The 23,128-nt window shown below is 74.0% G+C and carries 22 protein-coding genes, 1 tRNA gene and 3 pseudogenes; 13 read left to right on the top strand and 13 right to left on the bottom strand.

Annotation, left to right across the window (positions count from 1 at the left end):
* The first annotated feature begins 13 nt into the window (after positions 1 to 13).
* Positions 14 to 1,327 carry an MFS transporter gene (locus AC6CKD_RS12500; protein WP_498327195.1) on the top strand — a complete coding sequence of 438 codons (1,314 nt, stop codon included), beginning with the start codon at positions 14 to 16 and terminating at the stop codon, positions 1,325 to 1,327.
* Here AC6CKD_RS12500 and AC6CKD_RS12495 read toward each other — a convergent pair.
* The 6 genes from AC6CKD_RS12495 to AC6CKD_RS12470 all read right to left on the bottom strand — a co-directional run bounded on the left by AC6CKD_RS12495 (position 1,242) and on the right by AC6CKD_RS12470 (position 5,368).
* Positions 1,242 to 1,544: a hypothetical protein gene (locus tag AC6CKD_RS12495; protein WP_498327194.1), complete on the bottom strand. Its 303-nt coding sequence runs from the start codon at positions 1,542 to 1,544 to the stop codon at positions 1,242 to 1,244. The two genes, AC6CKD_RS12500 and AC6CKD_RS12495, sit on opposite strands and share 86 nt — an antisense overlap.
* Positions 1,545 to 1,622: 78 nt before the next feature.
* Positions 1,623 to 2,297 carry an NADPH-dependent F420 reductase gene (locus AC6CKD_RS12490; protein ID WP_498327193.1) on the bottom strand — a complete coding sequence of 225 codons (675 nt, stop codon included), beginning with the start codon at positions 2,295 to 2,297 and terminating at the stop codon, positions 1,623 to 1,625.
* Between the two features lie 114 nt (positions 2,298 to 2,411).
* Positions 2,412 to 3,053 carry a disulfide bond formation protein B gene (locus tag AC6CKD_RS12485; RefSeq protein ID WP_498327192.1) on the bottom strand — a complete coding sequence of 214 codons (642 nt, stop codon included), beginning with the start codon at positions 3,051 to 3,053 and terminating at the stop codon, positions 2,412 to 2,414.
* A gap of 11 nt (positions 3,054 to 3,064) precedes the next feature.
* Complete coding sequence (locus tag AC6CKD_RS12480; protein WP_478689918.1) at positions 3,065 to 3,229, bottom strand: DUF5993 family protein; 165 nt, start codon at positions 3,227 to 3,229, stop codon at positions 3,065 to 3,067.
* 68 nt (positions 3,230 to 3,297) lie between these two features.
* Positions 3,298 to 4,671 carry a sensor histidine kinase gene (locus tag AC6CKD_RS12475; RefSeq protein ID WP_498327190.1) on the bottom strand — a complete coding sequence of 458 codons (1,374 nt, stop codon included), beginning with the start codon at positions 4,669 to 4,671 and terminating at the stop codon, positions 3,298 to 3,300.
* A gap of 7 nt (positions 4,672 to 4,678) precedes the next feature.
* The gene (locus AC6CKD_RS12470; protein ID WP_250741272.1) at positions 4,679 to 5,368 is read right to left on the bottom strand and encodes a response regulator transcription factor; all 690 of its coding nucleotides are present in this window, start codon (positions 5,366 to 5,368) and stop codon (positions 4,679 to 4,681) included.
* Positions 5,369 to 5,447: 79 nt separating this feature from the next.
* Between AC6CKD_RS12470 and AC6CKD_RS12465 the strand changes: the two genes are divergently transcribed.
* Positions 5,448 to 5,999, top strand: a complete 552-nt coding sequence (locus AC6CKD_RS12465; RefSeq protein ID WP_498327188.1) for a hypothetical protein — start codon at positions 5,448 to 5,450, stop codon at positions 5,997 to 5,999.
* 42 nt (positions 6,000 to 6,041) lie between these two features.
* Positions 6,042 to 7,556 carry a class I adenylate-forming enzyme family protein gene (locus AC6CKD_RS12460; protein ID WP_498327187.1) on the top strand — a complete coding sequence of 505 codons (1,515 nt, stop codon included), beginning with the start codon at positions 6,042 to 6,044 and terminating at the stop codon, positions 7,554 to 7,556.
* Between the two features lie 32 nt (positions 7,557 to 7,588).
* Here AC6CKD_RS12460 and AC6CKD_RS12455 read toward each other — a convergent pair whose 3' ends face one another.
* Together AC6CKD_RS12455 and AC6CKD_RS12450 are read right to left on the bottom strand one after the other, a co-directional pair.
* Entirely contained in the window at positions 7,589 to 8,467 is an 879-nt protein-coding gene (locus AC6CKD_RS12455; RefSeq protein ID WP_498327186.1) for a spermidine synthase, read from the bottom strand.
* Positions 8,468 to 8,532: 65 nt separating this feature from the next.
* On the bottom strand, positions 8,533 to 9,006 hold the full coding sequence (locus AC6CKD_RS12450) for a hypothetical protein (RefSeq protein WP_498327184.1): 474 nt from the start codon (positions 9,004 to 9,006) through the stop codon (positions 8,533 to 8,535).
* A gap of 306 nt (positions 9,007 to 9,312) precedes the next feature.
* Here AC6CKD_RS12450 and AC6CKD_RS12445 point away from each other — a divergent pair, with 306 nt between their 5' ends.
* Positions 9,313 to 10,662 (top strand): NsdA family TPR-like regulatory protein, encoded by a 1,350-nt coding sequence (locus AC6CKD_RS12445; protein WP_498327182.1) that lies wholly within the window; start codon positions 9,313 to 9,315, stop codon positions 10,660 to 10,662.
* Positions 10,663 to 10,674: 12 nt separating this feature from the next.
* Here AC6CKD_RS12445 and AC6CKD_RS12440 read toward each other — a convergent pair whose 3' ends face one another.
* On the bottom strand, positions 10,675 to 11,268 hold the full coding sequence (locus AC6CKD_RS12440; protein ID WP_498327181.1) for a histidine phosphatase family protein: 594 nt from the start codon (positions 11,266 to 11,268) through the stop codon (positions 10,675 to 10,677).
* 141 nt (positions 11,269 to 11,409) lie between these two features.
* Entirely contained in the window at positions 11,410 to 12,603 is a 1,194-nt protein-coding gene (locus AC6CKD_RS12435; protein WP_498327179.1) for an RNA-guided endonuclease InsQ/TnpB family protein, read from the bottom strand.
* 193 nt (positions 12,604 to 12,796) lie between these two features.
* Between AC6CKD_RS12435 and AC6CKD_RS12430 the strand changes: the two are divergent.
* The 5 genes and pseudogenes from AC6CKD_RS12430 to AC6CKD_RS12410 all read left to right on the top strand — a co-directional run.
* A pseudogene (locus tag AC6CKD_RS12430) lies at positions 12,797 to 13,429 on the top strand (phosphatase PAP2 family protein); the annotation flags it as partial.
* Positions 13,430 to 13,682: 253 nt separating this feature from the next.
* A complete protein-coding gene (locus AC6CKD_RS12425) occupies positions 13,683 to 14,960 on the top strand; it encodes a hypothetical protein (RefSeq protein WP_498327178.1) in 1,278 nt (425 codons plus the stop codon).
* Positions 14,948 to 16,570, top strand: coding sequence for a hypothetical protein (locus AC6CKD_RS12420; protein ID WP_498327177.1), 1,623 nt, complete (start codon positions 14,948 to 14,950; stop codon positions 16,568 to 16,570). The genes AC6CKD_RS12425 and AC6CKD_RS12420 overlap by 13 nt, the downstream gene beginning before the upstream one ends.
* On the top strand, positions 16,567 to 17,901 hold the full coding sequence (locus tag AC6CKD_RS12415; protein WP_498327176.1) for an AAA domain-containing protein: 1,335 nt from the start codon (positions 16,567 to 16,569) through the stop codon (positions 17,899 to 17,901). The genes AC6CKD_RS12420 and AC6CKD_RS12415 overlap by 4 nt, the downstream gene beginning before the upstream one ends.
* 141 nt (positions 17,902 to 18,042) lie before the next feature.
* Positions 18,043 to 19,437, top strand: a complete 1,395-nt coding sequence (locus tag AC6CKD_RS12410; protein WP_498327174.1) for a signaling protein — start codon at positions 18,043 to 18,045, stop codon at positions 19,435 to 19,437.
* Positions 19,438 to 19,452: 15 nt separating this feature from the next.
* On the opposite strand, the gene AC6CKD_RS12405 is transcribed toward AC6CKD_RS12410, so the two are convergent.
* Positions 19,453 to 19,863, bottom strand: a complete 411-nt coding sequence (locus AC6CKD_RS12405; protein ID WP_498327173.1) for a MarR family winged helix-turn-helix transcriptional regulator — start codon at positions 19,861 to 19,863, stop codon at positions 19,453 to 19,455.
* Between the two features lie 130 nt (positions 19,864 to 19,993).
* Here AC6CKD_RS12405 and AC6CKD_RS12400 point away from each other — a divergent pair, with 130 nt between their 5' ends.
* Positions 19,994 to 20,581 carry an NADPH-dependent FMN reductase gene (locus AC6CKD_RS12400; RefSeq protein WP_498327172.1) on the top strand — a complete coding sequence of 196 codons (588 nt, stop codon included), beginning with the start codon at positions 19,994 to 19,996 and terminating at the stop codon, positions 20,579 to 20,581.
* Here the strand turns inward: AC6CKD_RS12400 and AC6CKD_RS12395 are convergent.
* Positions 20,571 to 21,416 (bottom strand): M20 metallopeptidase family protein, encoded by an 846-nt coding sequence (locus AC6CKD_RS12395; RefSeq protein WP_498327170.1) that lies wholly within the window; start codon positions 21,414 to 21,416, stop codon positions 20,571 to 20,573. The genes AC6CKD_RS12400 and AC6CKD_RS12395 overlap by 11 nt on opposite strands.
* A 103-nt stretch (positions 21,417 to 21,519) precedes the next feature.
* Positions 21,520 to 21,579: pseudogene (locus AC6CKD_RS12390) on the bottom strand (hypothetical protein); the annotation flags it as partial.
* 357 nt (positions 21,580 to 21,936) lie between these two features.
* Here AC6CKD_RS12390 and AC6CKD_RS12385 point away from each other — a divergent pair.
* From AC6CKD_RS12385 to AC6CKD_RS12375, 3 genes and pseudogenes are all read left to right on the top strand, one after another.
* The gene (locus AC6CKD_RS12385) at positions 21,937 to 22,284 is read left to right on the top strand and encodes a DUF8844 domain-containing protein (protein ID WP_498327168.1); all 348 of its coding nucleotides are present in this window, start codon (positions 21,937 to 21,939) and stop codon (positions 22,282 to 22,284) included.
* Between the two features lie 122 nt (positions 22,285 to 22,406).
* Positions 22,407 to 22,989: pseudogene (locus AC6CKD_RS12380) on the top strand (bifunctional DNA primase/polymerase).
* Positions 22,980 to 23,053 (top strand) — tRNA-Lys (locus AC6CKD_RS12375). The pseudogene AC6CKD_RS12380 and the gene AC6CKD_RS12375 overlap by 10 nt, the downstream one beginning before the upstream one ends.
* Positions 23,054 to 23,128: the final 75 nt, after the last annotated feature.

Genomic DNA, 23,128 nt, shown 5'->3' with positions numbered 1-23,128 from the left:
CTGGAGGTTGTCCATGCCCACGCCGTTGCCCACACCGTCCCCCACGTCCACAGCCCCGCCCACGCCCGCCGGCTTCCGGGGGGTGTTCGCCCTCGGCGGCCCCGCCCTGCCCGTCTACGGGTTCCTGGCCCGGCTCCCCGCCGCGCTGTGCCCCATCGGCACCCTGCTGCTCATCAACGAGCGCGACGGCATCGGCGACGCCGGGACCATCGCCGCCGCCCTCTGGCTCGGCCAGGCCCTCGGCGGACCGTTCATCGGCCGGCTCGCCGACCGGCGCGGCCACCGGCCCGTCCTGCTGGTCGCCTGCGCCGCGAACGCCGCCGTGCTCCTCGCCCTCGTCGCCGCCGTCCTCGGCGGGCTGCCGCTCGCCGCCCGCCTCGCGCTCGCCGTCGCCGCCGGCCTCACGGCGGCGCAGGTCGGTCCGCTGGCCCGGGCCCGGTGGGCGCGGCTGGCCGGAGAGGACGAGGCCCTGGTCGGGGCCGCGCTCTCCTTCGACACCACCCTGGACGAGGTCGGCTTCATGGTGGGGCCCGCACTGGCCGGCATCCTCGCGGTGACGGTCCATCCCGCGTCGGCCCTGATCCTCGCGGCCGCCCTGGGCCTGGTGTTCGGGACGCTCTTCGCCCTGCACCGCACGGCGCCCGGGCCGACGGGTCCGGGCGCCGCCGCGCGGGGCGGCGTACGGCTGTGGTCTCCGGGGCTCGCGCTGCTGTTCGTCGTGGCCGTCCTGCAGGGCGCCGCATGGGGCGGGGCCAACACCGGGGTCAACGCGCTCGCCGTGGCGGTGGGATCCCCCGGGGCCGCCGGTCTCGTCTGGGCCGCCATGGCCGTGACCAGCTCGGTCGCCGGCTTCGTGACCGTGGCCCGGCCCGGGACGGCCGGCCTGACCGTCCGGCTGCGCTGGACCATCGCCGCCCAGGCGCTGCTGACGCTTCCGCTGCTCGCCGTCTCCGGCCTGTGGGGCGCGGCCTTCGCCGTCGCCGGCATCGGGCTGGCCGTCGCCCCGCACCTCATCGCGCTGTTCGGGCTCGTCGAACGGACCGGCCCGGCGCGGCGGATGGGCGAGGCCATGACCCTGGCCGGCAGCGGTCTGATCATCGGCCAGGCACTGGCCGCGGCGGCCGCCGGTCCGCTCGCCGCGGCGTACGGCCACCGGGCTGCCTTCGCCGTCTCGTGCGCGGCCGCGGCCGCCTCCGCGGTGCTGGTGTGGGCGGCCGCCGACCGGGTGCTGGGGCCGGGGCTCAGCCGGGCGAGGCCTTCATCGCCGCCAGCCCCTTCGTCAGGTCCTCGGCGTTCATCACCGGGGACACCTCCAGCTCGGCGTTGAACTGGAGCAACAGGTCCTCGAAGAGGGGCGGCAGCTGAGAGCTGTCCTGGAGGTCGAAGACGACCCAGCAGGACCGGACGCCCTCGTCGAGACCGAAGTAGGCGGCCTCCGGCTTCACCTTGTCCATGAGCGCCTTGAGGGCCGCCGGAAGGGCGCCGCTCTTGATGCCCTCGTTCGTCGCCGCCGTGTCCATATGGGCCTTGAGCATGACTCTCATGCACGGCTCCTTTCGTCACGGCCACCCTGAGCGCGGGTGCGGGGGGCGGCAACATCTCCGCCTCCGTCCGGGCGCGGGCTACTCCGTCCGGTTCGCGCCCTGGATGTGGAAGTTGAAGTCCGTGTGGCCGAGGGTGCCCATCAGCCGGAGCCAGAGCGGCAGCAGCATCTCCGTACCGCGCGCCGTCTCGATCCCGCCCAGGTCGATGACGGTGTGCTCGCGCCAGTCGAAGGAGTACAGGAGCTCCCGTACGGCCTTCTTGGCCCCGGCGTCCTCACCCGAGAGGAAGACGGTGTGGTCGCCGGGGACCCTGGCCGGGTCGACCATGACCTGGCAGTTCATCGTGTTCAGCGCCTTGACCACGCGCAGCCCCGGGAAGGTCCGCTGGATCAGCTCGCCCAGGCTGTCGCCGTCCACCGGGTCGAGGCCGGGCGGGAACCCGCGGGAGAAGTCCAGCGGGTTCGCGATGTCGATCAGGATCTTGCCGTCCAGGTGGGCGGCGTCCGCCTGCGTCAGGGCGGCCACGCTGACCTGCCCGCCCGTGGCGTTGACGAGCGTCTCGCCGAGCCGCGCCGCCTCCGCGAAGGGGGCGAGGCCCGCCTCCGGGTGGGCCTGCTGCCACGCGGCGTACTCGGTGCGCTCGAGGGTGGCTCCGGGGTCCCGGGTGCCGATGACGACCTCGTGGCCGAGGGAGAGCAGCCGGGCGGCCACCGTACGGCCGACGATCCCGGTACCGAGCACTGCGTAGCGCATGACGGCTTCCCATCGCAGACGGAAGGAACGGAAGGACCAAGGAGAGGGGCGGCCCCACTCAAGCAGGTCGGGCGGATTCCCGCGCGGAGGGCGTCAACTCCGCGCCAACCTCAGCTAGTCGAGGATCCCCACGTCGTAGAAGAACTGGTAGCGCGACGGGTCGTCCGGCAGGAACCAGTGGAAGCCCTCCTCCAGGAAGACGGCCACGGTGTTCACGGCGATCACCAGCCCCAGGAACCACAGGGCGGCCATCCCCACCGTGCGGTACGGACCCGGGTCCTCCGCCGGGACGGCCCGGTCCGCGGTGGCGTGGGCGAAGGCCAGGACGATGCCGACGGCGACGACCGAGGCCTGGAAGAGGATCCACGCCCAGACGTACAGGTGCAGGCCGAACACCTCGCTCCCGTACCCCTTGTCGCCCGGCAGGACGTGCAGCATCGTCTGGCGCCACGAGGCGAACGATCCGGCGGTCACGGCGACCAGGGACAGGCCCCAGCCCATCATGTAGTCGCGGCCGGTCACCGCCCCGCGCGTCAGCGCCGTCCGGATGATGTGGGCCGCCCCCATCGCCGCCATCAGCATGAACATCCGCTGCACGATGCAGAGCGGGCAGGGGTACTCCCACATCCCGAACTGGTAGAAGAGCCCGCCGCACACCACCCCCGTCCAGCCGATGGCGAAGGCGCACGCGAACCAGAACTGGACCCGGCCCAGCAGGCCGCCCTCCAGGGGAGCCTCCGGGAGGAGGCTGGACATGGCGGCCACGGTCAGTAGCTCAAGGTGAGGGCGAGACCGCTGGTGATGTGGTGCGCCATCAGCAGGATCACGGCGAGGAGCATGAGCCACCAGGCGCCGAGCACGACGAACCGCGGGGCGTCCCGGTACATCGCGATCAGCGTGGCGAGGAGGCCGCCGAAGATGAGGGTGTCCATGGCGCGGACCGTACCGACCGGGGGACATACCGGGCGCGCGGCGCGCCCCCGCCGGTCGCAGGGTTACGTCAGTTGCGCCGCCGTTTGCGTCGGCTGCGTCCCGCCCGCCCGGCTTCCCGCCGCGCCCGCCCGTCCAGACCGATCCACACCCGCACCTCGGTGCCGCCGAGCACCGAGCGCCCCAGCCGCACGTCCCCGCCCGTCGACTCCGCGACCCGCCGGACGATGTCCAGCCCCAGGCCCGTGGACCCGTCGCGGCCGCCGTCGTTGCCGCGCCGCAGGGCCGCGTCCGGATCGGCGATGCCGCCTCCCGCGTCCGAGACGAGCACGATGACCGCGTCCCCGGCGTCGTGGACGTCCACCGCGAAGGGGGTGCCCTCCGGGGTGTGCCGGAACACGTTGCCCAGCATGGCGTCCAGTGCCGCCGCGAGCTCCGGCCGGGCCACGGGGATCCGTACCGTACGGTCGACCCCCGCGAGCCGCACCTCGCGGCCCTCGTCCTCCGCCAGCGCCGACCAGAACCCCATCCGGTCGCGGATCACCTCGGAGGCGTCGCAGCCCGCGCCCGGCCCCTGCGCGGCGGCCGGCCGCTGCTCGCGGGCCGTACGGATGATCGTGTCGACCTCCCGCTCCAGCTGCTCCACGGCCGCCCGGGTCTGCTCCGCCGCCGGGCCGTCGCCCAGCGAGGCCGCGTTGAGCCGCAGCACCGTCAGCGGGGTCCGCAGCCGGTGCGACAGGTCGGCGGCCAGCTCCCGCTCGTTGGCCAGGAGTTCCACCACCTGGTCCGCCATCGAGTTGAACGCGACGGCCGCCGAGCGGAGCTCCTTCGGCCCCTCCTCCGGGACCCGCGCCCCCAACCGCCCCTCGCCCAGCCGGTGCGCGGCGTCCGCGAGCCGCTCCGCCGGCCGCACCAGGCGGGCGCCGAGCCGGTCCGCGACCGCCACCGAGCCCACGACGAGGGCGAGGCCGACGCCCGCGAGGACCACCCAGGCGGTGGCGACCCCGTTGCTGACCTCGCGCTCCGGGACGAGGATCTCCACCACGGCGATGTCCCCGGAGCCGAGCGCCACGGGCTGGAGCAGCGCGAAGCCGCCGCCCGCCACCGGGGCCGTCGCGGCCCGGCCGATCCGCCGGGTCTCGGAGACGGCGCGCTCGCCGGCCCAGCCGTCGCCGATGTCCACCCGCGGGGTGTCCCCGACGGCCGGCACGTGCACGGCCATCCGCCGGTCGGCGCCCATCTGCGTGGACTCCACGGCCCTGCGCAACTGCACCGGGTCGGTGGTGATGGACAGCGTCGGCCCGATGGTCGCGGCCTGCCGCTCGGCGTTGGAGAACGCCCGGTCGCTGGCCATCTCCTGGACGACCAGCCCGAGCGGTACGGCGAAGGCCACGACCACCATCACGGTGACCGCGAGGCACACCTTGACCAGCGCCCACCTCATCGGCGCATCACTGCGGGGGCTCCAGCTTGACTCCGACCCCCCGCAGCGTGTGCAGGTAGCGCGGACTGGCGGCGGTCTCGCCGAGCTTGCGGCGCAACCACGACAGGTGGACGTCGATGGTCTGGTCGTCGCCGTAGGACTGCTGCCAGACCTCTGCGAGCAGCTCCCGGCGGGCCACGACCACGCCCGGCCGCCCGGCCAGGAAGGCCAGCAGGTCGAACTCCCGCCGCGTGAGGTCCAGCACGGCCCCGTCCAGCTCGGCCTGGCGGCGCAGCGGGTCGATGGCGAGGCCGCCGACGCGCAGCACGCGCGAGGGCGGTTCCGCGCCGGCGGCGGAGCGGGCGCGGCGCAGGACGGCGGCCATCCGGGCGGAGAGGTGTTCCACGGAGAAGGGTTTGGTCAGGTAGTCGTCGGCGCCGTCGTTGAGCAGCCGGACGATCTCCGCCTCGTCGTCCCGGGCGGTCGCGATGATCACGGGCACATCGGTGATCCCGCGCAGCATCTTGAGCGCCTCGGCCCCGTCCAGGTCGGGCAGTCCGAGGTCGAGGATCACCACGTCGAAGCGGTTGTGGGCGACCTCGCGCAGCGCCTCCAGGGCGGTGCCGACGCTGCGCACGGTGTGCGAGGCCTCGGTCAGGTGCCGGATGAGGGCGGAACGTACGAACTGGTCGTCCTCGACCACGAGCACACTTGCCATGGCCCGCACCGTAGCCCATTCGGGGGAGGCCGAGGGGTGCCGGGCAGGGTCTGGGCCCGGTGGTGCAGTATGTCCCCCGATGCGACGAGGACTTGTCGGTAGAGCAGTCGGCCATGCCGGGGCGTGGACCCTGGCGACCGGGGCGGCGGTGACGCTGTCCTGGTGGGGCGTGCACTCGGTCATGTCCGGTACCGCCTACGATCCGCCGCTCGCGGTGCCGCTGGCCACGCAGCCCCTCTCCTCCTCCACGCACCGGGCCCAGCCGCCGGAGCCGTCGCCCTCCTCGGTGCCGTCCCCGTCTCCGTCCGGGTCCGCGTCCTCGTCGGCGTCGGCGTCCTCCTCCCCGTCCGCCTCCGCCAGGGCCTCCGCGCCGCCCGCCCCGCAGCCGCGGCCGCAGGGGTCCCCGAGCGGGAACGTGAAGGCGTACAGCGTCTCGGGCGGCCGGGTCGTCTTCGATCTCGGCGCCTCCTCCGCCGAGCTGGTCTCGGCGACCCCGCTGGCCGGCTGGCGGATGCAGATCTGGAAGCAGCCGTCGTGGATCCGCGTCACCTTCACCCGTGACGGCCGCGAGGTGTCCGTGTTCTGCACCTGGCACGACCACCCGCCGCTGGTGGAGATCGTCGACCCGTAGGGGCGGGTCCTTCGGCTCGGGCCCTGCGGATACCGTGGCGCCATGAGCACCGGCGCGCGCTACGTCACCGACCTGATCGACGCCTGCGAGCGGTACGCGGACCGGCCCGCCCTCGGGTCCGGGCCCTGGGTCCTGACCCACTCCGAGGTGCTGGCCTGGACGTACCGGCTGGCGGGCGCCCTGGCCGACCTGGGGATCCGGCGCGGCTCCGGGCTGGCCTGCGTATCGGCGGGCAATCCCCCCGAGACCCTGCTCGTGCGGCTCGCCGCACACGTGCTGGGGGCCCGGCTGACCCACGTGTGCGTCGGCCCCACCACCCACGGACTCGACCACCTCCTACGGGACTGCGAGCCCGCCCTGGTCGTCCACGACACCCCGGTGCCGCCGGGGCCCGCGGCCCGCATCGGCCTGGCCGCACTGCTGGAGCTGGCCTCCGCCCGGGAGGCGCTGCCCGTCGCGGTGGCGGCGCGCGGCGAGGACGTGGCCCGGGTGACCTACACGGGCGGTACCACGGGCCGGCCGAAGGGGGTGGCCTCGACCTTCGCCGCGATGGCGGCCCGTACGGCCACCCGCACCGACTCCCCCGGCTCCGACGGCTCCGACGGCGCCGCCCCGCTGGTGTTCGTATCGACCGACGCGCTCTCCCAGCGCTCCGGCGGCCGGTGCCTGGAGCAGTTGCGGATCGGCGGCCGCTCCGAGGTCGTGCACCCGCTCGGCACCCGGGAGTTCGCCGAGGCCTGCCGGCGGCTCGGACCCGCGGCCACGTACCTGACGCCCTCGATGCTGTACCGGCTGCTCGACGACCCGGAGACCGCCGACGGAGTGCCCGGCCTGGTGCGGGTCTCCTACGGCGACTCCCCCGTCCACCCGGAGCGGCTGCGGCAGGCGCTGACCCGCTGGGGTCCCCGGGTGCGCTGGACCCAGGGCTACGGGATGAACGAGGCCGGGGTGCTCAGCAGGCTCTCCCCGGCCGACCACGACGCGGCGGCCACCGACCGCCCCCACCTGCTCGGCTCCGTCGGCCGTCCGGCGCCCGGGGTGGAGGTCGAGGTACGGGGCTCCGCGCCCGGGGCCACCGGGGAGGTGTGGGTGCGGTCCCCGATGGTGATGGCCGGCTACCGCAACCAGCCCGCCCTGACGGCCGAGACCCTGCGCGACGGCTGGCTGCGCACGGGGGACGTCGGGCATTTCGACGCCGACGGGTACCTGTACCTCGACGACCGGGTCAAGGACGTGGTCATGGTGCACGGGGCGAACATCTACTGCGGCCCGATCGAGACGGCCCTGACCCGGCACCCCGCCGTGGCCCGGGCGGCCGTCGTGGGGCGGACGGACCCGGTCACCGGGGAGGCGGTGTGCGCCTTCCTCGTCGCGGCCCCCGGCCACGCCCCGACGGACGCGGCGGCGGCCGAGGCGTGCGCACTGGTCGCGGCGGAGCTGGCGCCCGGCCAGCGGCCGGCGGCGGTGTTCTGGCTGCCGGCGCTCCCGCTGACGGGCCGGGGCAAGCCGGACAAGGGCCGCCTGCGCGAGATCGCGGCGGCGTCGGCCGAGCGGTAGGGCGGCGGTGGGCCGGGCGGTAGGCCCGGGCCTCAGCGGAAGACCGACGGCGGGGGCTCCGGCGATGCCACCGCCGAGGCGTCCGAGACCGGGACGGCCCCGCCCGCGAAGTCGGTGAGGGCGCGGCCGTGTTCGACCCGGCCGGGGTGCGGATCGCTCGCCACCCGGCGGGTGAACTCGGCGACGGGAAGCTCCCGGTCGGCCGCCACCAGCACGGCGTTGCCGAAGCGTTTCCCCCGCCACACCACGGGGTCGGCGGCCAGCGCCAGTTCCGTGAAGCGGGACGCGGCCGTGGCGATCTGACCCCGCAGATGGGAGAGCGGCGGACCGTCCGCGAGGTTCGCCACGTACCAGCCGCCCGGCGCCAGGGCCCGGCGTACGTCGTCCAGGAACTCCGCGCTCGTCAGGTGCGCCGGGGTGCGGGCCCCGCTGAACACGTCGGCGATCACCAGGTCGGCCCAGCCGTCCGGGATCTTCGCCAGCCCGGCCCGGGCGTCGACCGCGCGGACCCGGACGCGGGCCTGCGGGTCCAGCGGCAGGTGCTCCCGTACGAACGCCACGAGCCCGGCGTCGATCTCGACGATCTGCTGCGTCGAGCGGGGACGGGCGGCGGCCGTGTAGCGCGCGAGGGTGAAGGCGCCGCCGCCGAGGTGGAGCACGTTCAGGGGCTGGCGGGCGGGGGCGAAGAGGTCGATCAGGTGGCCGATGCGGCGCTGGTACGCGAAGTCCAGGTGCCCGGGGTCGTCCAGGTCCACGTGGGACTGCGGGGCTCCGTCGATCAGCAGGGTCCAGGCGCGCGACCGCTCCCGGTCGGGCTCCAGCGCGGCGTGGCCGCCGTCCACCGGCCCGGCCGGCGCCTCGGAGGTCTCGCGCCCGCGCCGCTTCTCATTGCCCTTGCCCTTGCTCGCCACACCCTCATTATGGCTGGTCAGGGCCCGGGGGCGGAGGTCGACGGAGGTCGGGGGCCCGACAGGCCCTAGCGGCAGTTGTCGGCGGCCTCGATCAGCCGTGCCGCCTCGCCGAGCGCCGCCCGCAGCACCTCCGGGTCGGTGACCGGCCCGACGGCCTCCGGCGGCAGCAGCCAGCCGGTGTCGCCCGCGGTGGGCGAGGTGTCGCCGAAGCGCATGCCGCGCCCGTTGGTGTGCGTACAGGCACTGCCCGGGAGGTCCCAGGCGTCGGCGGTGCCGGGCGGGACGAGGAAGCCGAGGGTGCTGCCCGAGCCGTCGTGCAGGACCGGGCCGACGCCGCCCGCGCGGCTGGCCTGGCCGGCGGCCCGCTGGATGATGTCGACGGCCTCCAGCCCCTGCCGGGTGGGCACGGTGACCAGGTCCGGGGCGCCCGGGACGAAGGACGCCCCGCCGGCCATGAGGGGCGCTCCGGGGTTCGAGGGCGCTCCGGTCTTCAGGGCCGATCCGGGCTCGGGCGCGGTGTTCGTGTCCGTGCTCTCCATGCCGCCCTCCACCAAGGGAAACCCCTCCTCAGATCCGCGTACGAGCATCGCGGGAGCGGTCCCGGAAGCCGGCGGGCTTCCTCCCACTCCGCATAGGTTCAACGCACGGGAACGTCAACAGGTGCGGTGGCAAGACGCTGCAAAGGATGGCAGTTCATGGCGGATCGCGGGTGAGATATCCGTTTTGTAGCCAAACACCGGGTCAACCCTCCACCGCTGGCGGTACGTTCGTGCCCGCCGGGCAGCGCGTCACAGGCACCACACAGTCACCGGCAGCGCAATCACTTGCCCAGAGAGGCCGCGTCCATGGCGACGTCCCCCCACTCACCCAACATTCCCTTCCGGCGGCTGCGCGGTCAGCACTCCCCGGCCGAGTTCGCCGCGTTGGTGCGCAGGGCGGCGAAGGAAATCGGAGAAACGGTTTCCTGCGACGCCCGTTACATCGGCCGGGTCGAGTCCGGTGAGATCCGCTGCCCCAACTACGCCTACGAGCGGGTCTTCCTCCACATGTTCCCCGGCCGCACCCTGGCCGACCTGGGGTTCCCCCCGCGCGAGACGGTACGGGGCCGACTGGCGCAGCGCGAACAGGCCGCGTCCTTCGGCTCGTTCGCCAAGCGCTCCCACCCCGCCGGCTCCCCTGCCCCTTCGCGTTCCAAGGAGAGCGACGTGCTGCGTCGCGCGTTCATGGCGGGGGGCTCCGCGACCGTGGCGGCCGCGACCCTCAGCCTCACCCTGCTCGGCGACACCCGCCGGCTCCCCTCCCGCGCCGGCGAGTCCGAGGCGGCCGCCGTCGAGGAAGCCGTGCGCCAGATCCGGCTGCTGGACGACCGGCACGGAGCGGACGCCCTGTACCGGCGGGCCGCCGAACCCCTGCGCACCGCCTACGCGTTGCTCGACGCGGGGGCGACCCGGCAGTCCACGGAGGACCGGCTGCACGCGGGCGCGGGCGAGCTGGCCATCTCGGTGGGCTGGCTCGCGCACGACTCGGGCCGGTTCGACGACGCCCGCTCGCACTACGCGGAGGCGCTCGCCACGGCCCGGGTCGCCGGGGACGCCGGCCTGGAGGCGCACGCCTTCAGCAACATGGCCTTCCTCGCCCGGGACTGCGGGCGGCCCCGCGAATCGGTACGGGCGGCCCAGGCGGGCCGCCGGGCCGCCCGTTCGCTCGGTTCCCCGCGGCTCCTGTCGCTGCTCGCCCTGCGGGAGGCCGGCGGCTGGGCGGGGCTGGCCGACCGCAAGGCCTGCGAGGAGGCGCTGGCCCGGGCGCACACGGAGTTCTCGCGCGGCGAGGCGGGGGCGGACCCGGAGTGGATGTCCTTCTTCGGCGAGGCCGAGCTCGAGTCCCTGGAGTCCCGCTGCTGGGCCGCGCTCGGCGAGCACGCCCGGGCGGCCCGGCACGCCCGCCGGGCGGCGGACCTCCAGGATCCGCACTTCGCCCGCAACGTCGCCCTCTACACCGCCGAGCTGGCCGACAACCTGGCCCACGCGGGCGCCCCCGACGAGGCCGCCTGGGCGGGCGGCCGGGTGCTGGGGCTGCTGGACGAGGTCCAGTCGACCCGGATCCGGTCCATGCTGGCGGCCACGGCCCGCACCCTGGTCCCGCACCAGCGCTCCCCGCGCGTGGGGGCGTTCCTCGGCCGGCACGCGTCGGCGTGACCCGCCGGGGGCCTACTCCAGGTGCCCCGTATCGTTCCAGCGCTCCAGCGCGGGCGCCCCGTACGCCCAGCCCAGGACCGACAGCGAGGTCGGCTCCAGCCTGATGCGGGCGCCGAAGGAGGCGTCGAAGCCGAGCCAGCGCGCCGCCAGGGTGCGCAGGACATGGCCGTGCGCGAAGACGAGGACGTCGCGTTCGGCCGAGCGGGCCCAGGTGACGACCTCGTCCGCGCGGGCCGAGATCTCCGCGACGGACTCGCCGCCCGGGACCCCGTCGCGCCAGATCAGCCAGCCGGGCCGGATCGCCTGGATCTCGGCCGGGGTCATGCCCTCGTAGTCGCCGTAGTCCCACTCCATCAGCGCGTCCCACGGCTCCGCCTGGACACCGAAGCCGGCCAGGTCGCAGCTCTCGCTCGCCCGCACGAGGGGGCTGGTGCGCACCTCCAGCCCGCGCAGGCTCGCCCACGGGTCGCGGGCGAGGCGCTCGCCGAGCAGCTTCGCGCCGCGCTTCCCCTCCTCCAGCAGGGGCACGTCCGTGCGTCCGGTGTGCTTGCCGAGCTGGGACCACGCCGTCTGGCCGTGGCGGGCCAAGAGGATGCGGGGGGCCATATGAGTTCTCCCGGTCGAGGGGTGAGAGGGGCGGGACCTACCAGCATCGACGGCCCGACCATTCGCACTGCTTTGCGAGGTTACGTCGCCGCTCCATCATCCATCACTTGGCATCGTCCCCTCCCTGACGGGAGGGGGTTCCTACGGCTCGCACCGTGGGGTTTTCTGCTTCGTCGCCGAATGCCCGCCCGGAGTGCTCCGTTGAGGTCTTACACCGGCTCCACAGACGGACACGGCCAGCCCGGCCGCCAGAATGTTCTTCGCCGCGTTCACGTCGCGGTCGTGGGTCACGCCGCAGCCGCACGTCCACTCACGGATATGCAGCGGCATCTTCGCCGCGATGGTGCCGCAGGCGGAGCACAGCTTGGAGGAGGGGAACCAGCGGTCGATGGTGACCAGGTTCCTTCCGTACCAGGCGCTCTTGTACTCCAGCATGTGGCGCATCGTGGTCCAGGCCGCGTCCGAGATCGCGCGGGCCATGGTGTGGTTCTTGACCATGTTGCGTACGGTCAGGTCCTCGATCACGATCGTTTGGTTTTCACGAACGAGCCGAGTGGTCAGCTTGTGCAGGTGGTCACGCCTGCGGTCGGCGATCCGGGCATGGATCTTGGCAACCTTGCGTCGGGCCCTGGCCCGGTTGGCGCCGTCACCCTTGGTCTTGCGGGACAGGTTCCGCTGAGCCCTGGCCAGGCGGGCACGGTCCTTGCGTTCGAACTTCGGATTGGCGACTTTCTCCCCGGTGGAGAGCGTCACCAGGCTGGTGATGCCTGCGTCGATCCCGACAGTCTCGGCGGTCGCGGCCATGGGCACGGGGATGTCGTCGCACAGCAGGGAGACGAACCAACGCCCGGCCGCGTCCTGCGACACGGTCACCGTCGTAGGCGTCGCACCCCCGGGCAGCGGCCTCGACCACACGATGCGCAGCGGCTCGCCCATCTTCGCCAAGGTCAGCGCACCATCCCGGTAGCGGAAACCGCTGGACGTGTACTCGGCGGACCTGCGGGACTTCTTCCGCGATTTGAAGCACGGGTACTTGCCCCGCTTGGCGAAGAAGTTGGCGAACGCGCCTTGCAGATGCCGAAGCCCCTGCTGGAGCGGAACGGAAGAGACCTCCGAGAGGTAGGACAGTTCCTCAGTCTTCTTCCACGCCGTCAGCATTGTCGAAGTTGCGTTGTAGTTGACCCGCTCCTGCCTCGCCCATGCCTCCGTGCGGGCTGCGAGGGCCAAGTTGTAGACCTTCCGCACGCAACCGAAGGTGCGCGACAGCTCAGCTGCCTGCGCATCAGTCGGATAGAAGCGGTACTTGAACGCACGCTTCACGTGGCTTGCGGTCACGCTCACAAACTAGCGAGGGTGTATGTAATGGCCAAACATGCAGGTCAGTGCACTGCAATCCACGCTGGCATCAAATCCCAGCTCTTTGCCCCGCTCCGCAGGTCCGATTCCTCCCTGCCCTTAGGACGGGTTTCCAACGGAGATCTCCGATGAACGGCGCAACCCTTGCGTCTTCACACACGTCATACGCCGTATGACTAATAGGCGGCAGCCTCCACGCTGGTGGGCCGAACTGCTGCTGCTGGGGCTCGTCTACGCGGCGTACTCGGGCGGCAGGCTCCTCGCCCGGGGCGACGTCGGGCTGGCCGTGGAGCACGGGCTCGCGATCCTGCGCCTGGAGGAACGCCTCGCCATCGACCTGGAGCGGCCGCTCAACCGGCTCTTCACCGGCCGGCCGGTCCTCGGCATACCCGCCGACTTCGTCTACGCCTCCCTGCACTACCTCGTCACCCCGGCGGTGCTGGTCCGGCTCTACCGGCGCCGCCCCCAGCAGTATCGTTTCGCCCGCACCTGGCTGATGCTCTCCACCCTCCTCGGGCTCGTCGGCTTCGCCCTGGTCCCCACCTGCCCGCCCCGGCTGCTCGACGCCTCGTACGGGTTCACCGACACGATGGCCCGGTACAGCGCCTACGGCTGGTGGGGCGGGGAGGCCAGCGCGCCGCGCGGGCTCGGCTCCTTCACCAACCAGTTCGCGGCCATGCCCAGCCTGCACGTGGGATGGGCGCTGTGGTGCGGGGTCGTGCTGTGGTGCTGCGCGCGCCGACCGCTGGTGCGCGCGCTCGGCGCCGCGTACCCCGCCGTCACCACCCTCGTGGTCATGGGCACGGCCAACCACTACTTCCTCGACGCCGTCGCCGGAGCCGCCGTGATGGGGGTCGGCTACGTCGCCGCCCGCGCCCTGCCCGCCGGGATCGCCGGGATCGCCGGGGCCACCGGGCTCGCCGGATCCCCCGCACCTGCCGCACCTGCCGCACCTGCCGGGTCCGCCGGGTCCGCCGGGGCGCCCCCGCACAGCACCCGAACAGCCGGTTTCCGCGGTAAGTCCACGATTGTCGGTGGCGGATGGGAGACTTCCGCGGGTGAGCTCCTACCCGTCCAGCGGTCAGCCGCCGCAGACCCCGCCGCGGTCCCCCGCGCCGACGGCGCGGCCGGCGGCATGGCAGACCACCCAGGCCGCACGGCCGGCCACGCCCCCGAATCCCCCGAAGACGCTGCGGCAGCGGCTCGCTGATCTACGCGGCCCCGCCGTCGCACCGCGCCCGCTCGACGCCCGCGCCCTGGCGGCCCTCGCCGCCAACCCCGGCTGCGGCAGACGCGCCCTGCTCGACGGCGCCGGCGTGGACAAGACCGCCCTCGCGGCGGCCCTCGGCTCCCCCGCGGCCTTCGGACAGTCGCAGTTCGCCATCGTGCGCGGCAACTCCTTCGAGGCCAAGGTCAAGGGAGACGGCGGAGCCGAGCTCCTGCGGCTGGTGTACGAACACCTCGGCGCGGGATCCGGCGGCGCGGCCGCCCCGCCCGGACCGGACGCCCTCACCCCCGACCTCACCGCCGCCGGCCCCCAGGGCCGCGCCGCCCGCACGGCGCTCGCGCTGCGCGAGGCGACCGCCGCCGGGGCCTGGACCCTGCTGGACCACCCCATGCTCGCGCTGGAGGTGGCCGGCTCCCCCGCCTACCTGGAGCCGGACGCCGTCGTCGTGCACCCCGACGGGCGCTGGTCCGTCGTGGAGATCAAGTCGTTTCCGATGATCGACGGGGCCGCCGACGCCGCGAAGGTGGGCGCCGCCGCCCGCCAGGCCGCCGTCTACGTCCTCGCCCTGGAGACGACCGCCGCGAAGGTGGCCGGCGCCGAGGTCGGGCACACGGTGCTGCTCGTCTGCCCCAAGGACTTCTCCAACCTGCCCACCGCCGCCCCGGTGGACATCCGCCGCGAGCGCTCCGTGACCCGGCGCCAGCTGGAGCGGCTCACCCGGGTCGAGGAACTCGCCGAGAACCTGCCCGCGGGCCTCACCTTCGATCCGGCGTGCTCCGCCGAGGAACTGACCGAGGCCGTGTCGGCCGTGTCCGCCGCCTACGCCCCCGAGTGCCTGGCCGCCTGCGAGCTGGCCTTCCACTGCCGGGACCGGGCGCGCGGGGCCGGTGAGGTGACCGCGCTCGGCCGCTCCGTACGGGGCGAGCTGGGCGGGCTGACCACGGTCGAGGCCGCCCTCGCGGCGGCCTCGGGGTGCGGGTCTCCCGATGACGCGGCGCCCGAGGACCCCACGGCCGCCGCACTGCGGCAGGCGGCCCGGCTGCGCGCCGAGGCGCTGGAGCAGGCCCCCGCCCGCATCCGCACGGAGGCTGCCGCATGTCCCTGCTGAACACCCTGGCCCGGCTGGAGGCCGTCCGCGCCGGGCGGGCCCAGCCGCTGGCGACCGTACGCCACCGGCACCTGAGCGAGCGGCCGCTGGTCTTCGTACCGCTGACCACGGCGGGCGAGGCGGGTGCTCCGCTCGGCGCGATGGTCGGCACCGATCCGGACCGGCCGCACGTCCTGGCCATACCGCAGCCGCGCGACCGGGACCTGCGGTGGGAATTCCTGGCGGAGCTGGCCGGGCAGGTGGTCCCGTACATCGAGGGCTACGCGGACGCCGTCGAGCCGGTGGAGCGCACCGAGACCGACCCGGAGACGGGCAAGCGGGTCAAGGTGGAGGCCGAGCTCTGCCTGGACGCGCCGCAGTTGATCGTGCCGAGCCGCGCGGGCATCGAGTACGTCCGGCTGCTGGGGCGGTCCATGCGGTTCCGGCGGACCGCCGAGGAGGACCCCGAGCACCCGTACCCGGCACCCGCGCGGGTGCCGCTGCTCGGGCGCTGGTTCACGCACCTCGCCGAGCGCTCCCGGGTGCCCGGTTCCTCGATGCTGCTGTCGGCGACGGACCTGCTGTCCCGGCACTGGGCGACCGGGCAGAGCAACCTGGAGGACCAGCACCTCGGCGCCCTGCTGGCGTGGATCGACCCGCCGGAGGGGGAATCCGGCGCCGCGCGGGCGCTGCGCGCGGAGCTCGGCCGGGACCCGCGGGGCCTGCTGCTGGTCCCGCCGGCCGGTCCGGCCACCGATCCGGCCTTCGACAACAAGCTGCTGGCCCCGGCGATCGCGAAGTTCGACGCGGCACGGGCGGTCGAGTCCCGGGACGGGGACGGACCCCCCGCGGCCGCCGAACAGGCGGTCCGGCGGCTGGTCGCGGAGCAGATGGAGGGCACCTGGCGGGCGGTCTGGGCATCGATCGCCCTGCTGCGCGAACTGCCTCCCGGGCAGCGGACCGAGGACCGCTGGACCGGTGACCGCTGGTCGTACACGGGCCACCGGGACCGGGTCCGGGCGGGCGAGGGCCCGCAGCCGCGCCGCGACGACGCGGTGACGGCCGCGCGCAAGCTCGCGACGCGCGAGACCGAGCAGGTGCGGCTCGACGCCCAGGAGGCGCTGGACGACCTGCTGGTGATGGCGGGCCGGCGGCTCGCGGGCGAGGCGTTCGCCGGCGAGGTCACCGAAGTGGTCATGGAGTGGACGGAGTCGAAGCGGCCGAGCCCGCGTCCGCTGGTGTGGGTGGCCACGGAGGACCGGCCGCAGCTCACCGAGGACGGCGGTGGCGGCGGCGGTGGCGGCGGTGGCGGCGGCGGCGGACCGAAGGTGTACCGCTCGCTGGACGGGCGCCCGCAGAGCGCGCAGTTCGTGCGCCGGGAGGAGGACGGCCGGCTCGTGCTGCGCGTCCTCGACAAGATGGGCCGCGGCAAGGACCCGGAGCCGGGCTCGGTGCCGGAGAAGGGCGACCGGGTGTGCTGGACGCTGTTCGAACACGATGCGCGCGGCGGCCCGAAGCTGCCGGACGCCGAGCGGACGCCGTGGACCCACGGCGGGCCGCCCGCGCACCTGACCGGTGACGCCCCCGCGCTGCCGCTGCCCGACCCCGTGACCGCCGAGGACCTCCTGTGAGCACCGCTTTCGATCCGGGCGCGGCCGCCGGCCGGGCCACCGACGCCATCCTGCGCGACACCCTGCACGGCGGGGCCCGGGGCGTGGTCGTCGACTCCCCGCCCGGGGCCGGGAAGTCCACCCTCGTGGTGCGGGCGGCCCGGGACCTGGCGGCGGCGGGGCGCCGGCTGATGGTGGTCGCGCAGACCAACGCGCAGGTCGACGACCTGGTGCTGCGGCTGCACGCGAAGGACCCGGAGCTGAAGGTGGGCCGGCTGCACAGCAGCGAGGGCGACGCCTACGATCCGGCCCTGCGCGAGCTGGACTCGGTGGTCCTCTCGGCGAAGCCGGCGGAGCTCGCGGGGCTGCCGGTGACCATCTCGACGGCGGCCAAGTGGGCGTGGGTCAAGGACGTGGAGCCCTGGGAGCACGCCATCGTGGACGAGGCGTACCAGATGCGCTCGGACGCGCTGCTGGCCGTGGCCGGGCTGTTCGACCGGGCGCTGTTCGTGGGCGACCCGGGGCAGCTGGACCCCTTCAGCGTGGTCGGGGCCGAGCAGTGGGCGGGCCTGTCCTACGACCCCTCCGCCTCGGCGGTGTCCACCCTCCTCGCGCACAACCCGGACCTGCCGCAGCACCGGCTGCCGGTGTCCTGGCGGCTGCCGGCCTCGGCCGCGCCGCTGGTCTCCCGCGCCTTCTACCCGTACACGCGGTTCCGCAGCGGTACGGGCCCCGGCGAGCGGCGGATGTCCTTCGGGGTCGCGGGCGACGGCTCGGGCCCCGACCGAGTGCTGGACGAGGCCGCCGAGTCGGGGTGGGGGCTGCTGGAGCTGCCGGCCCGGCACACTCCGCGGACCGACCCGGAGGCGGTGCGGGCGGTGGCCCTGGTGGTGCGCCGGGCGCTGGACCGGGGTGCGGTGACGGTGGACGAGCAGGCGGCCGGCCCGTCCCCGCTGACGGCGGACCGGATCGCGGTCGGCACCGCCCACCGCGACCAGGCGGCGGCGGTCCGGGCGGCCCTGTCGGCGCTCGGCGTCACCGGGGTCACGGTGGACACGGCCAACCGGCTCCAGGGCCGCGAGTACGACCTCACGGTGGTCCTGCACCCCCTGTCGGGCCGCCCGGACGCGACCGCCTTCCACCTGGAGACGGGCCGGCTCTGCGTCCTGGCCTCACGGCACCGGCACGCCTGCGTGGTGGTGGCCAGGGCGGGGATAGCGGAGCTCCTGGACGCCCACCCGTCCTCGGAACCGGTGCAGTTGGGCGTGACGATGAAGTTCCCGGACGGCTGGGAGGCCAACCATTCGGTGCTGGCCCACCTGGCGGAGCACCGGGTGGCCTGGCGGCCGTAGCCCCGCAGGAGCCCCCTCGCTCCCGTATGTAAGGATCACGCGACCGTACAAGTGATCATTTGAGAAGGGGGCTCGTACGTCCATGTCGTCTCGCTCCACCCGCATACCGTGCCGCGGCCGGTCGAGGATCGCGGCGGCCCCATGTCGCTGACCCGCCGTACCCTCCTGACCGCTGTGGCCGCCGTGGCCGCCACGCCGGTCATCACCCCCGCCAGGACCGCGCAGGCGGCCGGCCTCCAGGTCGCCCCCGCAGCCGTCGCCGCACTGCCGGCCGGGCCGGCCCTGCACGCAGGGCACAGGTTCGACCTGCGGGCCCAGCCGGTCGCCCTGTTCGGCGGGGAGATCCTGCTCGCCCAGGGCAGGGTGCACCAGCAGGTCGCCTTCGATCCGGTGACCGGTCTGGCCTACGTGACGCAGCTCATCAGTGACGGCCGCCGGCTGGCCGACGAGCCCGCCCGCCTGCCCGACGGCGCGCGCGCCCTCCGGGGCGACCTGTGCGTCAACGAGCTCGCTCCGGACGGCACCGTCCGCGCCGTCATGTTCCTGAGGGGCTTCGGCCACGGCGGCGGACTGGGCGTCGAGCACGTCGACGGCCGGGCCTGGCTCTGGCTGGAGACCGACGCCGACCCCGTCACCACCGGCCTCGCCTACGGCAAGCGCATCGGCCGCCTGGAGTTCACGCCCAATGCCATCGTCGATGCGGGGGACGCCCGCATCGAGGTGTTCGACCCCGTTCCGGGGTCCTCCCGGGTCACCCCGTCCCTGGACGTCGAACACGGCCGCATCGGGGTGCGCCACGGGCTGCCCGGCGCCGACGAGTACCGCGTCTACGAGCTCGATGCCTTCAAACGCCGCGCCTTCACGCCGCTGTACGGCTTCCCGGCCCGGTACACCACCCAGTCCTGGTGCCTGTACGGGAACCTCGTGTACCAGAACGAGGGCGGCGCCTACAGCGCCACCAACCCGCTCCCCGGCAATTCCTGGTGGAACGTCTACGACATCACCACCGGGAAGACCATCGAGCGGCGGTTCAACACCACGGCCCTCGACCTGTCCCACCGCGAGACCGAATCCATCACCGTCCGCCGAACGCCCGACGGGCCGCAGCTCGTCTTCGGCTTCGCCACCCGAGAACCAGGACCGCGCCACATGGCCCTCTACGGCATCACCGCCACCACCGACGGCACGGGCGAGCACGTCCCGTGGACCAACCTGGACTACGACACCGCCGTCTACACCCCCAACTCCAGCAACTACGTTCCCCAGTACCGCCAGCTCGGCAACCGCGTCGACCTCCACCTGCGGCTGGCCCGCACCGACGGTGCTCCGTGGACCAACGGCGAGAAGATCCTCACCCTGCCGCCGCACATCCGGCCCAACCGCACCCAGGGCCTGGTCGGCGTGACCACCGGCTCCGGGGTCTCCGACTCCCTCACCATCCGCTGGGAGGTCCTTACCGACGGCTCGCTGGTCGTCTACGACCAGCGCCAGCTCACCGGCTGGATCGGGCTCGACGCCGGCTACTTCACCAGCTGAGCCTTCCCGGACGGCTCAGCGGGTCTTGCGCTCCACGCCGAGGCGGGTGCGGAGCAGTTCGCCCACCTCGGCGAAGGTGCGCAGCTGCTCCGGGGTCAGGATGTCGATCAGGTGGCGGCGCACCGATTCCACGTGGAGCGGGGCGGCCGTCATGATCGTGGTGACGCCCTGCTCGGTGAGCACCACTTCGGCGCCGCGCCCGTCGTCGGCCACCTCTTCGCGGCGGACGATGCCCCGCTGCTCCATCCGGGTGAGCTGGTGGGAGAGCCGGCTGCGGGACCACTGCATGAGGACGGCCAGGGCGCTGATGCGCATGCGGTGGCCGTCGGTGGAGCCGAGGACGGACAGGACGTCGTAGTCGGCTTCGGAGAGCCCGCTGTCCTGGGTCAGGTCGCGCGCAATATCGGCGTTGACCAGCGGGAACATCCGTCGCCAGGCGTACCAGGCCTGCTGTTCGGGCTCACTGAGCCAGCGAGGGCCGGCCCCGCCCCCACCCTCACTCCCGCTCTCATAGGTGACACGTCAACAAAACCTTTCCGGTCGCGAGGAGCCCGCCATGAACCCCCGTCCGATCCGCCTCCACGTCGTCTCCGCCTCCGTCCGCCCCACCTCCGCGGCCCGCCCCCTCGCCCGCTGGGCCGCCGACCTGGCACGCGAGCGGGGACCGGCGCAGGGGCAGGGACCCTTCGAGGTCACCCCCGTCGACCTCGCCGAGATCGCCCTGCCCTTCCTCGACGAGCCCGAGTACGCCTCCACCGGGATCTACACCCACCCCCACACCCGCGCGTGGAGCGCCCTGGTCGACTCCGCCGACGCCTTCCTCTTCGTCCTGCCGATGTACAACGGCGGCTTCACCGCCCCCTTCAAGAACGCCATCGACTTCCTCTACCGCGAATGGCGGGGCAAGCCGGCCGGGCTGCTCTCCTACAGCGCGGGCGGCTCCGGCGGCGCCCCCGCCGGCCGGATGCTGCGGCCGGTGCTGGAGGCCGTCGGCATGGTGCCCACCGAGTCCTCGGTGGCCGTCCCGGGCATCACCGGTCTGGTCACGGCCGACGGGTTCCGGGCCCCGGAGGGCCTCGCGGCCGAGCTGGCAGCCGTACTGGACGAACTCGCCGCCCTTGCCAGGACGCCGGTCAGCGCGTGACGAGGGCCCCCGCCAGGTGGTCGTACGCGGCGTGCGCGTGCAGCCGCACGCCCGTGATCAGGGTGGCGTCGTCGGCGTAGAAGGCGGGGTGGTGGTTGCCCGCCAGGCCCCGGCCGCCGGGGACCGCCACGGGTTCGCCGTTCGCCGGGTCCAGGGCGGCGTCCTGGACCCCGAGCATCACGTACAGCCCGCCGAAGCGGGTGATGAACTCGGAGACGTCGTCGTAACCGAGCGTGCCGCCGACCTCCACCACCCGGTCCGCGCCCGCGACCCGGCGCAGAGTGGGCAGCGCGGCCTCGACCCAGGCCGCGTCGTTGCGCACGGCGGGCACGTCCTGGAGCAGCTCGACGGCCGCGGAGGCCCCGTAGGCCTCGGCCGTGTGCTCGGCGAGCACGGTCAGCCGCCGCTTCACCTCGGCCATGTCCCGCTCCTCGGCGCAGCGGATGGTGCCCCACAAGGTGACCGTTTCACCGATGACGTTGTACCGGCCGACGTCCTCGATGTGGCCGATGGAGACGGTGACCGGGGAGAACGCCGACACCTGCCGGTAGAGCTGGCCGATCCCGGTCAGCAGCGCCCCGACGGCGGGCATCGGGTCGATGCCGTACCAGGGGGAGGAGGCGTGGGACTGCCGGCCGGTGACGGTGACCCGGACCAGGCAGGAAGCCCCGTACATCGGCCCGGACTTGTAGCCGACCCAGCCCTTGGGGTGCGGGGTGACGTGCATGCCGAAGGCCATCGTGGGGACGGGATCCTCGAAGGCCCCCTCGGCCACCATCAGGCGCGCCCCGCCCTCCTCGCCGACCGGCGGGCCCTCCTCGGCGGGCTGGAACACGAACAGCACGGTTCCGGGCAGCCGTTCCCGTACCCGTACGTCGGCCAGTGCGCGCGGCTCCGAGGAGCATCGCGGTGTGGCAGTCGTGGCCGCAGGCGTGCGAGGCCCGCCCGGTGGCGGCGAAGTCCGCGCCGCAGCGGTCGGGGACGGGCAGCGCGTCCATGTCGGCCCGCAGCGCCGCCACCCGGTCCCCGGGCCGGCCGCCGCTCAGCACCCCGACCACCCCGTGCCCGGCGATGCCGGTCCGCACCTCGTCCAGCCCGAACCCGGCGAGCTCCCGCGCCACGAGCCGCGCGGTGGCGGCCTCGCGGTTGGGCAGCTCCGGATTGTGGTGCAGATGGCGGCGCCAGCCGATCACCTGCTCGATGCCCTCGTCACAGAGCTTGTCCAGCGCCTCGTGCACACCATCGGCCATACGCACGTTCCAGCCCATGCGCCGGGACCTTCGGGCGCCCTTGCGTGAAGCTGGACAATGGACGGTGGCCCGGAAGCTTTTCTCACGTCCAGCAGGAGGACACGCATGGCAGAGCCCGAGCGGACCGAGCGGAGGCTGCGGCCCGCGCAGTTGCTCTTCGAGCCGTCGGAGACCGTCACCGACCCGGAGCACTTCTTCGACCTCGAATCGATCGAGGACCCGAGGGAACTGCTGGTCCGGGCGACGGAGCTGACCCTGGCCTTCCGGGCCGCCCAGGAGCGGGCGGTGGAGTTCCAGGCGGTGGCCGCGGCGCAGCTGGCGGATCCCCGGCGGTTCGACCGGCTGTCGGCGGCCGCGATCGCGGAGCAGGCGGAGTGGACCGAGGACTACGCCCGCAAGATGATCGAATTCGGCGAGTCCCTGCTGCGCGGCACCTCCCCCGAGGGTGCCTGAGGGCACGCCCGGCCGCGACGCCTGGCATATGCGAGGCGCAACATACCCCAGTCCCACCCGGCCTGTCCCGGTTTCCCGTAACTCCCGGAGACCGGTCCGCTACCCCGGGTAGACCTTGACGCATGACGACCCTGACCGGCTGCCCCGCTCCCGACCTGCGGACGACGACCGCCTCCGCGACCCACGTCACCCCGGCCGGCGCCGCCTGGCTGGCCTCGGCGTCCGCCCGGCCCGGCGGCACGCTGGCCGCCTGGCAGGCCCGGCCCACCGCGCCCGCCGTGCTGCCCTGCGGGACCGCCTTCGACGTCGTCAACGTCCCCCTCGTCCCCGGGCGCCGGATGCTCGACCTGCTCTGGGCCGAAGGCCCCGGCTCCGGACCGGCCGCCGTGCACCGCGGGCGGACCCTGCTCTTCGCCAGCCCCGGCACCGCTCACCGGCTCCCGGCCCTGCTGGCCTGGGAGGAGTGGAGCACCCCCGTGCCCGCCCCCCTCTGCCACGGCCCCGGCGACGCCGTCACCGTGCCCCCGCTGGCCGCCGACGGAGGGCCCTCGCGCTGGCTCGTGGCCCCCGACACCCGGCTGCCCTGGCTGCCCGGGCCGGAGGCGCTGCTGTGGGCGTTCGTCCGTGCCACCCGAGCTGCGGATATCGATTTTTCCGATCGCCGGTCGGGGTGCTAATGTCTTCCTCGTCACCAAGCGCCGCTAGCTCAGTTGGTTAGAGCAGCTGACTCTTAATCAGCGGGTCCGGGGTTCGAGTCCCTGGCGGCGCACAGACGGAAAAAGACCCCCACGCGAGTGGGGGTCTTCTTCGTATCCCGGGTCCGGGATACGGGTCCGGGATCCGG

It is taken from the genome of Streptomyces sp. GQ60, assembly GCF_059758875.1.
Note: the sequence above shows the minus strand (reverse complement) of the source record. Positions and strands in the feature narration are given on the sequence as shown.

What these genes read in the sequence shown, in the direction of transcription:
- AC6CKD_RS12465 (WP_498327188.1), top strand. Translation starts at nt 5,448, where the DNA reads ATGCGACGAGGACTTGTCGGTAGAGCAGTCGGCCATGCCGGGGCGTGG.
- AC6CKD_RS12480 (WP_478689918.1), bottom strand. Translation starts at nt 3,229, where the DNA reads ATGGACACCCTCATCTTCGGCGGCCTCCTCGCCACGCTGATCGCGATG.
- AC6CKD_RS12405 (WP_498327173.1), bottom strand. Translation starts at nt 19,863, where the DNA reads ATGTTCCCGCTGGTCAACGCCGATATTGCGCGCGACCTGACCCAGGAC.
- AC6CKD_RS12410 (WP_498327174.1), top strand. Translation starts at nt 18,043, where the DNA reads ATGTCGCTGACCCGCCGTACCCTCCTGACCGCTGTGGCCGCCGTGGCC.
- AC6CKD_RS12500 (WP_498327195.1), top strand. Translation starts at nt 14, where the DNA reads ATGCCCACGCCGTTGCCCACACCGTCCCCCACGTCCACAGCCCCGCCC.
- AC6CKD_RS12495 (WP_498327194.1), bottom strand. Translation starts at nt 1,544, where the DNA reads ATGAGAGTCATGCTCAAGGCCCATATGGACACGGCGGCGACGAACGAG.
- AC6CKD_RS12445 (WP_498327182.1), top strand. Translation starts at nt 9,313, where the DNA reads ATGGCGACGTCCCCCCACTCACCCAACATTCCCTTCCGGCGGCTGCGC.
- AC6CKD_RS12470 (WP_250741272.1), bottom strand. Translation starts at nt 5,368, where the DNA reads ATGGCAAGTGTGCTCGTGGTCGAGGACGACCAGTTCGTACGTTCCGCC.
- AC6CKD_RS12490 (WP_498327193.1), bottom strand. Translation starts at nt 2,297, where the DNA reads ATGCGCTACGCAGTGCTCGGTACCGGGATCGTCGGCCGTACGGTGGCC.
- AC6CKD_RS12420 (WP_498327177.1), top strand. Translation starts at nt 14,948, where the DNA reads ATGTCCCTGCTGAACACCCTGGCCCGGCTGGAGGCCGTCCGCGCCGGG.
- AC6CKD_RS12450 (WP_498327184.1), bottom strand. Translation starts at nt 9,006, where the DNA reads ATGGAGAGCACGGACACGAACACCGCGCCCGAGCCCGGATCGGCCCTG.
- AC6CKD_RS12440 (WP_498327181.1), bottom strand. Translation starts at nt 11,268, where the DNA reads ATGGCCCCCCGCATCCTCTTGGCCCGCCACGGCCAGACGGCGTGGTCC.
- AC6CKD_RS12400 (WP_498327172.1), top strand. Translation starts at nt 19,994, where the DNA reads ATGAACCCCCGTCCGATCCGCCTCCACGTCGTCTCCGCCTCCGTCCGC.
- AC6CKD_RS12460 (WP_498327187.1), top strand. Translation starts at nt 6,042, where the DNA reads ATGAGCACCGGCGCGCGCTACGTCACCGACCTGATCGACGCCTGCGAG.
- AC6CKD_RS12485 (WP_498327192.1), bottom strand. Translation starts at nt 3,053, where the DNA reads ATGTCCAGCCTCCTCCCGGAGGCTCCCCTGGAGGGCGGCCTGCTGGGC.
- AC6CKD_RS12385 (WP_498327168.1), top strand. Translation starts at nt 21,937, where the DNA reads ATGGCAGAGCCCGAGCGGACCGAGCGGAGGCTGCGGCCCGCGCAGTTG.
- AC6CKD_RS12475 (WP_498327190.1), bottom strand. Translation starts at nt 4,671, where the DNA reads ATGAGGTGGGCGCTGGTCAAGGTGTGCCTCGCGGTCACCGTGATGGTG.